The 14,476-nt window shown below is 56.4% G+C and carries 15 protein-coding genes and 1 tRNA gene; 14 read left to right on the top strand and 2 right to left on the bottom strand.

Features of this window, described 5'->3' with window-relative positions; all coding sequences use genetic code 11:
- Positions 1-6 precede the first annotated feature (6 nt).
- The 10 genes from ACTG34_RS00470 to ACTG34_RS00425 all read left to right on the top strand — a co-directional run bounded on the left by ACTG34_RS00470 (position 7) and on the right by ACTG34_RS00425 (position 7,910).
- On the top strand, positions 7-219 hold the full coding sequence (locus tag ACTG34_RS00470; protein ID WP_439103092.1) for a hypothetical protein: 213 nt from the start codon (positions 7-9) through the stop codon (positions 217-219).
- 121 nt (positions 220-340) lie between these two features.
- Entirely contained in the window at positions 341-910 is a 570-nt protein-coding gene (locus ACTG34_RS00465; RefSeq protein WP_439103091.1) for a hypothetical protein, read from the top strand.
- Positions 911-1,051: 141 nt separating this feature from the next.
- On the top strand, positions 1,052-1,318 hold the full coding sequence (locus tag ACTG34_RS00460) for a hypothetical protein (RefSeq protein ID WP_439103090.1): 267 nt from the start codon (positions 1,052-1,054) through the stop codon (positions 1,316-1,318).
- A 137-nt stretch (positions 1,319-1,455) separates the two neighbouring features.
- Entirely contained in the window at positions 1,456-2,220 is a 765-nt protein-coding gene (gene sufC, locus ACTG34_RS00455) for a Fe-S cluster assembly ATPase SufC (protein WP_342842290.1), read from the top strand.
- Positions 2,220-3,515, top strand: a complete 1,296-nt coding sequence (gene sufD / locus ACTG34_RS00450; protein ID WP_439103089.1) for a Fe-S cluster assembly protein SufD — start codon at positions 2,220-2,222, stop codon at positions 3,513-3,515. The genes sufC and sufD overlap by 1 nt, the downstream gene beginning before the upstream one ends.
- Before the next feature lie 4 nt (positions 3,516-3,519).
- Positions 3,520-4,008, top strand: a complete 489-nt coding sequence (locus ACTG34_RS00445) for a YIP1 family protein (protein WP_439103088.1) — start codon at positions 3,520-3,522, stop codon at positions 4,006-4,008.
- A 5-nt stretch (positions 4,009-4,013) separates the two neighbouring features.
- Positions 4,014-5,231, top strand: coding sequence for a cysteine desulfurase (locus ACTG34_RS00440; protein ID WP_439103087.1), 1,218 nt, complete (start codon positions 4,014-4,016; stop codon positions 5,229-5,231).
- Positions 5,232-5,299: 68 nt separating this feature from the next.
- Positions 5,300-5,376 (top strand) — tRNA-Arg (locus ACTG34_RS00435).
- 165 nt (positions 5,377-5,541) lie between these two features.
- Complete coding sequence (locus tag ACTG34_RS00430; RefSeq protein WP_439103086.1) at positions 5,542-7,239, top strand: tetrathionate reductase family octaheme c-type cytochrome; 1,698 nt, start codon at positions 5,542-5,544, stop codon at positions 7,237-7,239.
- Positions 7,239-7,910: a cytochrome b/b6 domain-containing protein gene (locus ACTG34_RS00425; RefSeq protein ID WP_439103085.1), complete on the top strand. Its 672-nt coding sequence runs from the start codon at positions 7,239-7,241 to the stop codon at positions 7,908-7,910. Before ACTG34_RS00430 ends, ACTG34_RS00425 begins: the two co-directional genes overlap by 1 nt.
- A 73-nt stretch (positions 7,911-7,983) precedes the next feature.
- Here ACTG34_RS00425 and ACTG34_RS00420 read toward each other — a convergent pair whose 3' ends face one another.
- Both ACTG34_RS00420 and ACTG34_RS00415 read right to left on the bottom strand, forming a co-directional pair.
- The gene (locus ACTG34_RS00420; RefSeq protein ID WP_439103084.1) at positions 7,984-8,883 is read right to left on the bottom strand and encodes a DUF533 domain-containing protein; all 900 of its coding nucleotides are present in this window, start codon (positions 8,881-8,883) and stop codon (positions 7,984-7,986) included.
- 150 nt (positions 8,884-9,033) lie between these two features.
- On the bottom strand, positions 9,034-9,603 hold the full coding sequence (locus ACTG34_RS00415; RefSeq protein WP_439103083.1) for a YcbK family protein: 570 nt from the start codon (positions 9,601-9,603) through the stop codon (positions 9,034-9,036).
- 577 nt (positions 9,604-10,180) lie between these two features.
- Here ACTG34_RS00415 and ACTG34_RS00410 point away from each other — a divergent pair.
- The 4 genes from ACTG34_RS00410 to ACTG34_RS00395 all read left to right on the top strand — a co-directional run.
- Positions 10,181-11,830 carry a L,D-transpeptidase family protein gene (locus tag ACTG34_RS00410; RefSeq protein ID WP_439103082.1) on the top strand — a complete coding sequence of 550 codons (1,650 nt, stop codon included), beginning with the start codon at positions 10,181-10,183 and terminating at the stop codon, positions 11,828-11,830.
- Positions 11,831-11,985: 155 nt separating this feature from the next.
- Positions 11,986-13,056 (top strand): UDP-3-O-(3-hydroxymyristoyl)glucosamine N-acyltransferase, encoded by a 1,071-nt coding sequence (gene lpxD, locus ACTG34_RS00405; RefSeq protein ID WP_439103081.1) that lies wholly within the window; start codon positions 11,986-11,988, stop codon positions 13,054-13,056.
- A 117-nt stretch (positions 13,057-13,173) separates the two neighbouring features.
- Entirely contained in the window at positions 13,174-13,440 is a 267-nt protein-coding gene (locus tag ACTG34_RS00400) for an acyl carrier protein (protein ID WP_062215461.1), read from the top strand.
- Positions 13,437-14,476, top strand: a 1,040-nt coding sequence (locus ACTG34_RS00395) for a beta-ketoacyl-[acyl-carrier-protein] synthase family protein (RefSeq protein ID WP_439103080.1), incomplete at its 3' end; no start/stop codon positions are given. The genes ACTG34_RS00400 and ACTG34_RS00395, both read left to right, overlap by 4 nt.

Here is a 14,476-nt window from a genome sequence, read left to right as displayed (position 1 = left end):
TCGAATATGACCCCTGATATGCTTCCCACACTGGCGCTCTCGACAATGGGCGTGGCCGTTGGCGTCTTTATCGGTGCTCTGATCGGCATCAATATCGCCAAGCGCAATACGGGCGTTAGCCCCAACTGGTTGTTTCGTGGATCGGTCTATGCGACGGCGTTTTTGGCGTCGATGGGAGCGTGGTTCGTTGCGGTCGTGTTCAAGGGGCTTCTTGGTTAATTCGCTATGACACGCTGCAATGATCATATTTCGATGCACATACTGCCCGAATATCGCCTTATTGGTGCGGTAGCCGTTGGGGCGTGGGGTATCGAGTATCGTTCTTGCAAAGGGTCTGATCATGGACGCATCGCAACACAGGTTTTATCAACGGATGAACGCGTCTGGTCATGGATCACACGCGAATACGCCTCTTGCGGGACCAAGCAAGAACAAACAGTTCGCGAGAAATCAGCATCTATCGGCCATGTTGGAGCGTCACGAGGCCTTGATCGGTCAAACGAAGCGGTCGCAGTTTCGCCGCGATCCCGTGGCCGCAATCGCGCCCTATCTGTCCGTGTTTCTCGCCTTTGCAATGGGCGGATTGGCCGCGATCATCGCCTTATTCGTGCGGTTCCAGTTGGCGGGACAAGTGACCTCGCCGTTGTCGCCAGATGTGGAATTGACGCTGGATATCGTCTTTGCCATCGCCATCGCGTTTATGCTGCGCGAAGTGGTGTCGCTCAGTGCGGTCAAACGCATGGGGGCGCAATTTGCCGGCATCTTGTTGGCAATTGTAACGATGCACAACGTGGTTCACGCCATGCCGGAGCCATTCGCACGCCTGTTTTCACCAGCTTGGGTGAGCAACGTTCAAGCCACGACAGACGCGGGCACCTTGCAGTTTCGTGGACACAGCTTCCAGCTGTAACGACTGGGATAGCTGCCTTAACGTCAGTTAATACTTTTTCAGTTTCGTCGCAGTGTCGTCATCTTTCGATCCCATTTGGCCGCCAAAACAGCCTTCTATACGGACAGAATTTCCGCACGGGAGAGCAAAAGCCTCATGAATATGACGCAACAAAAACAGTTCAGCGACCGCATTACACGCATTCAAGCGGGCGGGGCCAACACATGCGCAACCGTCTACTGCGGCGCGCAAAGTATCAATACGCCAAAGGGCCAAGCGGTGGAGGGCGTGCTCGTGCGCGGGCAAGCACCAGCACCGAGCACGCTCACCAAGTCACGTTTGATGCGCGCGGGTCTTCGATCCGGTTTGGCGCAGGTCAGTGTCTTGGGCGGGATTTTGGCGGCCTATATCCGCTACGTCGGCGCGTAACCACCGCCCGACCCGCCTCTCATTTCGTCGCGCGCCACGCTGCGCTCGACACCGTCACCCTAAAAAATAACACGCACAAAACTGCTCGCCAATCCGTCTTGGATTGCGCGGGCCGTTCCTCGTTGAAAGGATAGACTATGTTGGAAATCAAAAACCTAAACGTCAAACTCGAAGAAGAGGACAAACAGATCCTCAAGGGTGTCGATCTGACAATTGGTGAGGGCGAGGTTCACGCCATCATGGGGCCAAACGGCTCTGGCAAGTCGACCACATCTTATGTTCTGTCGGGCCGTGATGGTTACGAAGTGACAGACGGCACGGTTATGATGGACGGCGAAGATGTGTTGGCCATGGAACCCGAAGAGCGCGCCGCGGCGGGTATCTTTCTTGCGTTTCAATACCCCGTTGAAATTCCGGGCGTGGGCAACATGACGTTCTTGCGCACAGCCGTAAACGCACAGCGCAAAGCGCGTGGCGAGGACGAGTTGTCAGCGGGCGAGTTTTTGAAGATCGTGCGCGAAAAGGCCAAAAGCCTTAAGATCGACGCAGAGATGCTCAAACGCCCCGTCAATGTCGGCTTCTCAGGCGGTGAGAAAAAGCGTAATGAAATCCTACAGATGGCAATGCTTGAGCCAAAGGTTTGTATCCTTGACGAGACAGACTCCGGTTTAGACGTTGACGCCATGAAATTGGTGGCTGAGGGCGTGAACGCACTGCGCGATGGCAAACGGTCCTTTGTCGTGATCACGCACTACCAACGTCTTTTGGACTACATCAAACCCGATGTCGTGCACATCATGGCGGCGGGTCGTATCGTCAAATCTGGTGGTCCCGAGTTGGCCCTTGAGGTCGAGCACAACGGCTACGCCGATATTCTCAAAGCTGAGGGGGTAGAGGCTTAATGACACGCGCACAGCAACTGCAACGCAAACTCGACGCCACGGCTACGCGCGTTCAGGGCATGGCTCTGCCGCAGGGCGCAGGTTGGGCAAATGACGCCCGCCAAGATGCGCTTAGCCGTTTGTTGTCGATGGGTCTGCCCGAAGGGCGTGACGAATACTGGCGCTGGACGCGGCCCGACACGCTCACGGTGCAAGATGCACCACAAGCGGCGGTCTTTCATGTCGATGAGACACCGATGTTTGACGCGATTGATCGTTTGAAAATCGTGTTTGTCGACGGTGTGTTTGACGCTCAGGCCTCTGACGATCTGACGGGTGAGAACCTTGAAGTAATGCGCCTGTCTGATGCTTTGGCGACTGACATTCATTGGGCGGCCGAGCTTTACGGCAAGATCGAGACCAAATCCCAAGTTCCGGTTCAACGTCCTTTGGCGGCGATGAACACGGCGTTTGCAACGGACGGTGTTGTGATCCGCGCCACGGGCAAGGTCGCGCGTCCTGTGAACCTAATCTATTTGCACGGCTCCGAGAACTCAGATGCGATTTTGCACCATGTGATCAAGTTGGACGCAGGCGCGGAATTGACCGTTTTGGAAAACGGCCCTGCGGCGGCGCGGTTCAACAAGGTGATGGAAATCGACGTGGCCGATGGCGCGTCTTTCCACCATGTGCGCACGCAAGGGCGCGACCATGAACGCCGCGCGGTGACACATCTGTTCGCCACCATCGGCAAAGAGAGCCTGTTTAAATCGTTCACGATGACCGCCAACGGTGTGCTGACGCGCAACGAGGTCTATCTGGAGATCAACGGCGACGATAGCATGGCGCATGTGGCCGGTGCCGCTATGGGGGACGGTGCGTTTCATCACGATGACACCGTGTTCATCACCCATGATGCCGAGCGCGGCGAAAGCCGTCAGGTGTTCAAAAAGGTGTTGCGCAACGGGGCCAAGGGCATTTTCCAAGGGAAAATCCTTGTCAAAGACGGGGCGCAAAAAACCGATGGCTACCAGATTTCGCAAGCGCTTTTGCTTGATGAGGACAGCCAGTTCCTCGCCAAGCCCGAGTTGGAGATCTATGCGGACGATGTGATTTGTTCGCACGGCTCCACCGTGGGCGCGATTGACGAGACGGCGTTGTTCTACATGCAATCGCGCGGCGTTGGTCGCAAAGAGGCGACCAATCTGTTGACCCTCGCGTTTTTGAACGAGGCCATCGAGGAAATCGAAGACGAAGCGATTTCGGCCGATATCCTAAGCCGCCTTGAGGGTTGGCTTTCACGGCACGGGCGCTAAGTCATTGGGCGTTGCCGGCGATATCATACGCACTTACCGCGCTCCGCGTGCGGTGGTGCGCCACCGGATTGGCCCGAGCGAGAATGAGGGTGGGGCCTTGGTCACGCTCATGCTTGCGTGTGGGCTTATTTTTGTGGCGCAGTGGCCACGTTTGTCGCGCGCGGCATTCGAGACGGGGCAGGACGTGCAAATGTTGATTGGCGGGACGCTGTTGGCGTGGCTGTTCATGATGCCTTTGGTGTTTTACACGCTTGCGGCGGTTTTGACGGCGCTGTTGCGGTTGATCGGCGGGCGGGCCTCTGGCTACGAGGGGCGAATGGCCACGTTTTGGGCGCTGCTCGCGGCGGCCCCGCTTTGGCTGCTATGGGGTTTGACGGTAGGGTTCATCGGGCAGGGGCCAGCGGCCACGGTGACCGGTGCGTTGGCGCTTGTCGCCGTCTTGATATTTTGGGGGGCGGGCCTGCGAGAGGTCGCCTTTCCACAAGAAAGATGACTGATATGTTCGATGTTCAAAAAATTCGCTCCGACTTTCCGATTTTGTCGCGTCAGGTGAACGGTCAGCCGTTGACCTACCTCGACAATGGCGCATCGGCGCAAAAGCCGCAGGTGGTCATCGACGCGATTACCAAGGCGTATGCCGAAGAATATTCCAATGTTCACCGTGGCTTGCACTTTTTGTCGAACCTTGCGACCGACAAATACGAAAGCGTGCGTGGCATTGTTCAGCGGTTTCTCAATGCCGGATCGGAGGATGAAATCGTATTCACCTCGGGCACCACGGAAGCGATCAATTTGGTCGCATACGCATGGGCGATGGAGCATTTACGGGCGGGCGACGAGATTGTGCTCACCACGTTAGAGCATCACGCCAACATCGTTCCATGGCATTTCTTGCGCGAACGGATGGGCATTGTTTTAACATGGGTAGACGCCGAGGCGGACGGATCCCTTGACGCGGACAAGGTCATCGCGGCGTTCGGCCCAAAGACCAAATTGGTCGCGGTGACGCAGATGTCCAACGTCACGGGCGCGCAGGTTGATGTGAAAAGCATCTGTGCGGCGGCGCGTGCACGCGGGGTGGCCTCCCTCGTAGATGGCTCGCAAGGTTCTGTTCACGGCCCTGTTGATGTCCAAGATTTGGGTTGTGATTTCTATCCCATCACGGGCCATAAACTCTACGGGCCAAGCGGGTCTGGCGCGATTTATATTCGTGCCGAACGGCAAGCCGAGATGCGTCCGTTTATGGGCGGTGGCGATATGATCGACATCGTGAGCAAGGACGTGATTACCTATAACAAACCGCCGATGAAGTTCGAGGCGGGGACGCCAGGGATTGTGCAAACCATCGGTATGGGCGTGGCGCTTGATTACCTAATGGGTATCGGGATGGACAATATTGCGGCCTACGAGGCCACACTTGCCTCTTATGCAACCACGCGGTTGCAGGGTCTGAATTGGCTCAATCTGCAAGGCACAAGTGCCGGAAAAGGCGCGATCTTTTCCTTTACTATGGAAGGCGCGCACGCGCACGATCTCTCCACCGTTTTGGATAAAAAGGGCGTTGCAGTGCGTGCGGGGCATCATTGTGCCCAACCCCTTATGGCGCAATTCGGGGTCTCGGCCACCTGTCGTGCGTCCTTTGCGATGTACAACACCACCGAGGAAGTTGATCGTTTGATCGAGGCTTTGGAGCTGTGCCACGAATTCTTTGCGTAAATCTCCTTTGACGGCGGCTCATAACGGATTGCGCCGCGGTCTCCCTTGTCCTATAGACAGGCGCGTGCGCACCCATAGCTCAGCTGGATAGAGCGCTGCCCTCCGAAGGCAGAGGCCAGAGGTTCGAATCCTCTTGGGTGCACCATATTCCCTTTAAAACCTTGATCACGAAGCACCATGTTGCCGCGCCCTAGCTTTAAAGTTCTGCGCGTATTGAGCTAGATCAAAGTCAGCGCTCCCCAAAAAATATTCAATAGATCGAATGTGTACGCGCGACTGCGCGAGTCGGGTGTTGAGGTTGGAGGACAATATGAACGCGAATTGGTTGAAAACTGGCGTTGTTGCAGGCGCCATGATCATGGCCGCGTCGTTTGGGGCGCATGCTCAAAATGTAATGGCGCAAAGTCCACAGGATAAGGACAACCCTGCGCCCATGGCGTCATGGGCCGGCTCAACCGCCGACCACTCAAAATTCGAAATCTTGCAAAAGCCGTTTGAAAGCGGGCCTGCGGTGACGCAGGCCTGTATTTCGTGTCACACCGAAGCAGATGATCAAGCCATGCACTCGATCCATTTCCAATGGAGTTTCGAGAATGAGGTGACGGGGCAGACGCTTGGAAAATCGACTGTTATCAATGCGTTTTGTGGCAATGTTGTGGGCAATGAGGCGCGGTGTACGTCATGTCATGCGGGCTACGGTTGGGAAGATGTGACGCAGCCTGCGCCACAACAATCCTCGGCAGTGGATTGTTTGGCGTGTCATGATCAGTCTGGCCAATACACAAAATTGGCCACGGGTGCGGGCCATCCTCCCCTCGGTCCGGTGGCGGGCGAGCCTGTGAAAGGGCAAACCATAACGGGCGAGCCCGCGTGGGCGGTCGACCTGATGAAATCGGCGCAAAGTGTCGGCATGCCCGACCGCGACAATTGTGGTCAGTGTCACTTTTATGGCGGCGGTGGCGATAACGTCAAACATGGCGATTTGTCCTCCGCCCTTTATGATCCTGATGTGCATACCGATGTGCATATGTCCAAAGACGGGGCCAATATGGTCTGTTCGGATTGCCACGTCGAAAGTGATCATGCGTGGGCCGGATCGCGGTATTTGCTCGATGCCAAGGATGAGATTGGCACCGGTAAGCCCGGTGAGCGGCGCGATGCGGCGAGCTGTGAAAGCTGTCACGGGGTTGAACCGCATCCGATCAACATCAAGGGTCTTAAACTCAATGATCACGTTGACAAAGTGGCATGCCAAACCTGTCACATTCCCGAGTTTGCCAAGGGCGGTGTCGCGACCAAAACGCTGTGGGATTGGTCCACGGCGGGGCGTCTGAATGCTGAGGGCAATCCGATTGCCGAGCACAACTTTACCCAAAGTGATGGGGCCGAGCTGCACACCTATTTGTCCACAAAGGGCGATTTTGAATGGGGCGAGAACGTTGTGCCATATTACGCGTGGTTTAACGGCGCGATCGAATACACATTGCCGGAAACACAGATAGATCCAACGCAAGTTGTGGAAATCAATAAGGTTTTGGGCACACCAGACGGTGATGACAGCCGAATTTGGCCGTTCAAACAGATGATCGGTCGACAAGCCTATGATGCGGGGTTCAACAAACTGGCTTACAGCCACGTTTGGGGGCCAACCACCGACACCGCATTTTGGACCAACTTTGATTGGGGCAAGGCCATCGAGGCGGGCATGACGGCCGCAGGGTCAGAGTATTCCGGCGAATTCGGGTTCATCGACACACACATGTATTGGCCGATCACGCATATGGTCGCTCCGGCCGATGAGGCGTTGGACTGCGCGCAATGTCACTCCGCGCAAGGGCGCCTTGCGGGAATGACCGGCATTGTAATGCCTGGAACGGATGCGGGATCGTGGGTTGGTAAATTAGGACGTTTGCTTGTGCTTTTGACGCTGTTGGGCGTTTTGGGTCACGGCGCTCTTCGAGTGGTTTCACGCGCAAAATCGACGTCTAAGCTTGAGGGAGATGCGTAATGACAATCCGTATTGTAAAGGTCTATCCACGGTTCGAGCGGGCATGGCACTGGGTTCAGGCGCTTTTGATCGCGGTGTTGATGGTCACGGGACTTGGCCTCAACGGGGTGCATCATTTGATCCCGTTTGGCCCCGCAGTTATGTTGCACACCATCGCCGCACTTGTGTTGCTGGTCGTGTGGATTTTTGCAACCTTCTGGCTGTTCACCACCGGCGCGTGGCGACAGTTTATCCCTAAGGTCGAGGGGGCGTTGGAAACTGCGCGCTACTATGCCTACGGGATATTCAAGGGAGAGGAAGCGCCGTATAAAAAGCAATTTTGGCGCAAGCATAACCCGCTACAGGCCGCGACCTACTTCGGGTTAAAGTGGTTTGTGTTCCCTGCAATCTGGATCTCGGGCCTTGTGTACTTGACGTATAATGTTTGGGATGGTGGATCACAGGCCACGTTGATTTTAGGGATCGTGCGCAATCTGCACCTAATTGCGGCCTATGTGATTTTCGCCTTTGTGATCGTGCATGTCTATCTGTTGACCACAGGACACGGGTTTCGCGCCCATGTTAAACCGATGGTGACGGGGTACGACGAGGTCGATTTGACGGACGCGCAGGAGGCCTATTTAGAGGCCAATGAGCCAAACCGGTTAAAGCCGCGTGAGGCCGCTGAATAAGGCAGTTTCGGGTGAGACAACATAGGGCGGCCCCGCATGGAGGCCGCCCTATGTGTTTCGGTGTCGGGCGCGCTTAGGTGTAGAGCGGTTGGACGCCGAGGTGATCGTGTACGGCGTTCACTTGCGCTTGAGACAGGTTCAAAGATTGCGCAAAGGCGTGGAGGTACTGCGCTTCCTTTTGGCTATCCAGATCAATCGCCATGAGCGACATCAGATAGACCTGCTGCTCTGCGCCACGCGGCACATCGCGGGCCAATCCGTTGATATCGATGGGTTTTGAAAGCTCATCGTTGATGAATGCCATCTCCTGCGCGTCGATATCGCCCAAGTGTTCCATAAGTGTCTTTTGCTCATCGCCATCAATGCGCCCGTCCGATTTCGCGGCTTGGATCATGGCGCGCAGCATCACCGCCGCTTGCTCTTCTTGTTCAGGGGCCGGGGCGTGGGTTGATGTGCCTCCTGCAAGGGTTTGATTGATCAGATCCCCGAATGATCCAGATCCGTGCTCGGGCGCGCGCGCCGCGATACTTTGGCCAGGACGCGAAGACTGCGACAGACCATCGAGCAGACCGCCAAGCCCACCGGCACTTTTGCCGCCCGCCTGACCGGCCATGATTTGACCCAGCATGCCCTGCAAGCCGCGGCCAGAGGTGGAACCACCTGTGAGTTGGCCGAGTAGGTCACCCATGCCGCCGCCACTTTTGGCTGAGCCGCCCATGCCACCAAGTTGGCCGAGTAAGTCACCAAGGCCGCCAGCCGAGCTGGCTTTTGATCCGCCACCGAGTTGACCCAGCAAATCACCAAGGCCACCCGATGACGCGCCGCTACCGCCTGTGAGTTGACCAAGCAAATCGCCAAGGCCACCGCCAGAGCCGGCTTGGCGCGATGCGCCGCCCGACTTCATCATGCCGCCAACGCCTTTGGCGACAGCCATGCCGACAGCAACTTTTGCAAGTGTTTTTACAAGGCTCATAACGCCCCCCAAGTTTACCAAATAAGACGCACATAGAGCCACATTGCGCTCCTAAAGGTAAGCCGAAACGATACGAAAGTTTGTATGGGCCAAGAAAAAAGGCACCCGAAGGTGCCTCATAATTTAGTGTCACAGTCTGCGTGCGCGAGGTTAGCCGTTCCAGCTGCGCACAACGCCACAATCCATGTGGACAAAGTTCGATCCGCGATATTTGCCAACACCACCCGCCGAGCACGATTGCGCCGCTTGAGCCATTTGGTTCACGGAGCGCGATTTCAGGCGCAAATCGGCGGCCTGACCTTTGAGGTGAAGGGAATTTTTGGCAACGCCACTTGAGCGCGAGCGCAACATCGAATTGGTTTCGGGGGAGCGATAACCCGATAAGAGCAAGTAGGGCTCATTTGCATCCATCAACCCATGTGCCGCCGCCATGATATCTACGGTGCGCGCGTCGATGGATTTGAGTTTGTCGTTGCGCCAGTCGCGCATGAAGTATGTCACTTCTTTGAGCGCTTCTTGAATGTATTCGCCTTCGATCCAGTAGATCGTGTCCATGCTTTCGCCGGTGCGACCTGAATACATGCGGATGCGTCGAATGTCGCCGGAGCCGCGCAGGAAACCTGCCGCGTTGGCGTATACTGGAGCTGCACAAAGGGATGCTGCTGCGAAGCCGCGTAAAATACCGCGCCGCGAAATCACGTTAGAACCTGTCTTCGTCATATCTACTAGCGTCCCGTCGCTTACCTTAATCCCGCCTCACGCGGTTTCATTCTAATGTACCGCTTATTGCGGTATCCTTAATCTTGTTTCGCACTCAAACCTTGATCCGTATCATGTTGCTCCACAATACTCGGACTGTTTAGGTGTCGGGCGCCGCTATATTGCCAGTCTGTCTGACGCATGCGCGCCCCGCACCGTGGGGATCTTATGGCACGAAGTGATTCTACGGCCAAGCACGAGTTTCCTTAACTTGTTTAAATCAGCTGAAATCGGCAGAATTTTGCGCACACAGTGCTGCTTGCACGGCGCTCATGTGGCCACAGTGAGGCGAATTTCGACGGAATTTGAACACTTTAGGCGTGAGCTGCGCGCAGCAGGTGTGAGATTTGTCGATTGCGCGGGGTCAAGGCTCTCGTGTCGTGCATTGCTATTTTTGCGCCAGATTGTGACCAAAGGGACAGCATCACGCGGTTGTATAGGGAATGTGTTGTGATGACACTTCACGCGGGCGGGGATTATCGGATAGAGTTTTAGGACTGCTATTTACGATGACTGCTAATATTTCTTGGGGGCTTTTATGGTTTCGTATCCGGTTCTTTGGTCCAATGTCGCGTTTGGCGCGTTGCGGACGGGTAAAATTGCAAACGCACTGCGTGTGCTCATGGCGCTCGCGCTGTTATCAACGGCGATCGTGCCCGCGGGTGCGTCGGCGCAACAAGTGACGGCGTTGATGCAATCCATCGCGGAGGCGGCGTCAAAGTCAAAGGATCTGTCGGAATTCTACCGCGCGACAGGGTACAAGCCGGTGTTTGCGGACACGTCACCACGGGCCAGTTCGCGGCGCACGGCGTTGGTGCGCGCCTTGCGCGATGCGCCCGCACACGGGCTTGCCCCCTATGATACCGCGCTGTTGGAGGCAAATCTGCGCGCGATCACGTCGGACCGTGATCTGGGCCGCGCCGAAGTGCAAATGGCACAGCTCTTCCTCGATTATGCCCGCGACATGCAAACGGGTCAGTTGATCCCGTCAAAGATTGACAGCGGCATTGTGCGGCAGGTTCCATACCGTGATGCCATCGATGTGCTGACCAATTTCACCAAGTCAAGCCCAGCGGGCTACCTGCGTAAGCTGATCCCGTCATCACCTGAATATGCGCGCCTTCTCAAGGAAAAAGCGACCCTTGAAAAACAGCTTGGCTCGGGCGGTTGGGGCCAACAGGTGCCAAGTGGAAAATACGAACCTGGTGCCTCCGGAAACGGCGTTGTTATTTTGCGCAACCGTTTGATCTCCATGGGCTATTTGCCACGGTCTGCGGCGGCAAGCTATGACGGTGCGATGCAAAAAGCGGTGCAACAGTTTCAGTTGCGCCACGGTTTGGCGGCGGACGGCGTAGCGGGGGACGGCACTATTCGCGAGATGAATGTCGAACCTGCTGAACGTCTGACATCCGTGCTTGTGGCGCTTGAGCGCGAGCGGTGGATCAACATGCCGCTTGGTAAGCGTCACATCCGCGTCAACATCACCGATTTCACCGCAAAGATCATTGATAATGATCGCGTCACCTTTAGCACCCGCTCGGTCGTTGGTGCGACAGATGGTGATCGCCGCACACCTGAATTCTCCGATGTCATGGAGCATATAGTGATCAACCCGACGTGGAACGTACCGCGCTCGATCGCCACCAAAGAATACCTGCCGTTGTTGCAAAAGAACGCCAATGCGGCGGGCCATTTGCGGGTGGTGGACAATCGGGGCCGGACGGTGCCGCGCTCTGCGGTCAACTTTAATGCCTACTCTGCAAGCACCTTCCCGTTCTCGCTCAAACAGCCGCCCTCGGATGGGAACGCTCTTGGCCTCGTGAAGTTCATCTTTCCGAACAAATACAACATCTACTTGCACGACACGCCCGCAAAGGCACTGTTCGGGCGCGAGACGCGTGCGTTTAGCCACGGCTGTATCCGTCTGCACCAGCCATTCGAATTTGCCTATGAGCTGTTGTCAAAGCAAACCAATGATCCTGAGGGATTGTTTCATGCGCATCTGAAAACGGGCATCGAAAGTGTCGTTCCCTTGGACGATCAGGTGCCGGTGCATATCGAATACCGCACGGCGATTGCGGTGCCGAATGGCGGGATGGAATACCGCCGTGATGTGTACGGACGCGATGCCAAAATCTGGGCGGCGCTTCAAAAGCAAGGCGTTCAATTGCGCGCTGTCGGCGGCTGAGCCAAGACACCATGATTGCAAAGGGCGCCCCTGTTCGGGCGCCCTTTTTCGTGACGTTGGGTAAGGGTGTGCGCAAAACGCGGCGTGAGACGCCAGAGCTTTTCAAAACCTGTCAAACACCGTATGTCCTTGGCAACACTTGCCTTGGAGACGCTATGACACGGTCCATTACCATCGCTGATTTGGCGCGACAGCTTGGCGCGCCTTTTGGAGGCAACGGCGATCTATGCGTGACGCGCGCTTGCGAGCCGCGCGATGCGGGCGCGGGGGATCTTGCGCTTGCGATGGACCCTCGTTTTGCCGGTAGCCTGAAAGAGGGCGCTGCGCGTGCGGCCGTGCTCTGGGCCGATGCCGATTGGCAATCTCTTGGCCTTGAGGCCGCCATTCTGGTCGGGCGCGGGCGCTTGGCCATGGCGGGTATTACGGCGGCGTTTGATGCGGGGATCGGACTTGAGGACGGAATACATCCCTCTGCGGTGATCCATCCGACGGCAGACATCGGCGCGGGGGCCACCATCGGTCCGCTTGTCGTCATCGGGGCGCATGCAAAACTCGGCGCACGCGCCATGATTGCACCACAGGTCAGCATCGGGTCTGGCGTCCATATTGGCGACGATGCGCTGATCCACGCAGGGGCTAAAATCGCCGCCCGCGCGCAGATCGGGGACCGTGTCATCATCCAAGCGGGGGCGGTGATCGGGTCGGACGGATTTTCATTCGTTACGGTTGAGAAAAGCCATGTCGAGCAGGCCCGCGAAACCCTTGGCGCGTCCGTCGATGCGCAGGGTCAAGCGTGGCAGCGGATTGCCTCGATCGGTGGTGTGGTTATTGGCGATGATGTGGAAATCGGCGCAAACGTCACCATTGACCAAGGCACCATCAGGCCCACGCGGATCGGTCATGGTAGTAAACTGGATAACCAAGTGCACATTGGCCACAACGTTATCGTTGGCACGCATTGTTTGTTGTGTGGTCAGGTCGGTGTGGCAGGCTCCACGGTGATCGGCGACTACGTTGTCATGGCCGGTCAAGCGGGCGCTGCGGACAATATCACTATCGGATCGGGCGCAATTATCGGTGCTGGCTCGGGTGTATTGTCGAATGTTCCTAAAGGGCGCTCGATGATGGGCTACCCTGCGGTGGCGATGCAAACCCATATCGATATGTATAAGGCGCTGCGCCGTTTGCCACGCGCACTGGCAAAGCTATCTCGAAAAGACAGCTAAAGCGCACAGCAATGTCGGGGTCAAGGCCGCAGCGTTACATCCATGCGTTACAAAAACCTGTTTAAAAACGGGCCAAGACAGACTAAATCAAACGGAATTTCAGGACCGGAGGCGTCAATGTCACAAGATGTGAAAGAACAGATCATCGAAATCATCGCGGAACAGGCCGTTCTGGAAACGTCTGACGTGTCGATGGACCAATCCTTGGCCGATTTGGGAATTGATAGCCTTGGCCTTGTTGAAAGCATTTTCGCGATTGAAGAAGCCTTTGACATCTCGGTGCCGTTTAATGCCAACGAGCCTGAGCAATCCGATTTTGATATCTCCTCGGTGGCCTCGATCGTGGATGCCGTCACGAGCCTGATCAAAGCACAAAAGACATGAGGCGTGTGGCCATAACGGGCGCGGGCACGGTCAACGCGCTTGGCCTGACGGTTGATGCGACCTTGGAGGCGATGCGAGAGGGAAAGTGCGGTATTTCCGAGCTGAACTTTCGCGACGTTGACCGGTTGGCGATCAAAATTGGTGGCCAAATCCACGATTGGGATGCCACGGGACGCTTCAACCGCCAACAAATGGTGCTCTATGACCGGTTTACCCAATTCACACTGGTCGCCGCGAAAGAGGCGATTGGCCAGTCGGGTTTGGAATTCGTCGGTGATCTCGCGGCACATTCGGGCGTCATTTTGGGCACGTCTGGCGGTGGTCTAACCACACAAGACGACAATTACCGCATGGTCTATGAAGAGGGTAAAAACCGTGTTCACCCGTTTGTGGTGCCGAAGCTGATGAACAATGCCGGATGCAGTCACGTTAGCATGGAATACAACCTCAAGGGCCCGTCCTTTACCGTGGCTACGGCCTGTGCGTCCTCAAACCACGCTATGGGCCAAGCGTTCAATATGATCCGGTGCGGCATGGCCACGGCGATGGTCACGGGTGGCTCGGAATCGATGCTGTGCTTTGGCGGTGTGAAGGCATGGGAAGGCTTGCGTGTGATGTCGAAAGACGCCTGTCGTCCGTTTTCGCTCAACCGCAACGGCATGGTCCAAGGGGAGGGTGCTGCGGTGTTCGTGTTCGAGGAGTATGAGCACGCGCAAAAACGTGGTGCCGTGATTTTGGCCGAAGTCATCGGGTTCTCGATGACTTCGGACGCCTCGGACATCGTGATGCCGTCCAAACAGGGGGCGGCCCGCGCCATCGCGGGCGCCATGCAAGATGCCAAGGTCAACCCCGAAGAGGTCGGTTATATCAATGCTCATGGCACCGGAACGGCGGCCAACGATAAAACCGAATGCGCGGCGGTGGCCGATGCCCTCGGCCATCATGCGGATAACATTATGATTTCATCGACGAAATCCATGCACGGGCATTTGATTGGCGGCACGGGGGCTGTTGAGCTTTTGGCGTGCATCATGGC

The sequence above is a fragment of the Celeribacter marinus genome (genome assembly GCF_965656515.1).
Taxonomy (GTDB): domain Bacteria; phylum Pseudomonadota; class Alphaproteobacteria; order Rhodobacterales; family Rhodobacteraceae; genus Celeribacter; species Celeribacter marinus_D.
The sequence above is the reverse complement of the archived record's forward strand: the minus strand, read 5'-3'. Positions and strand labels throughout refer to the sequence as shown.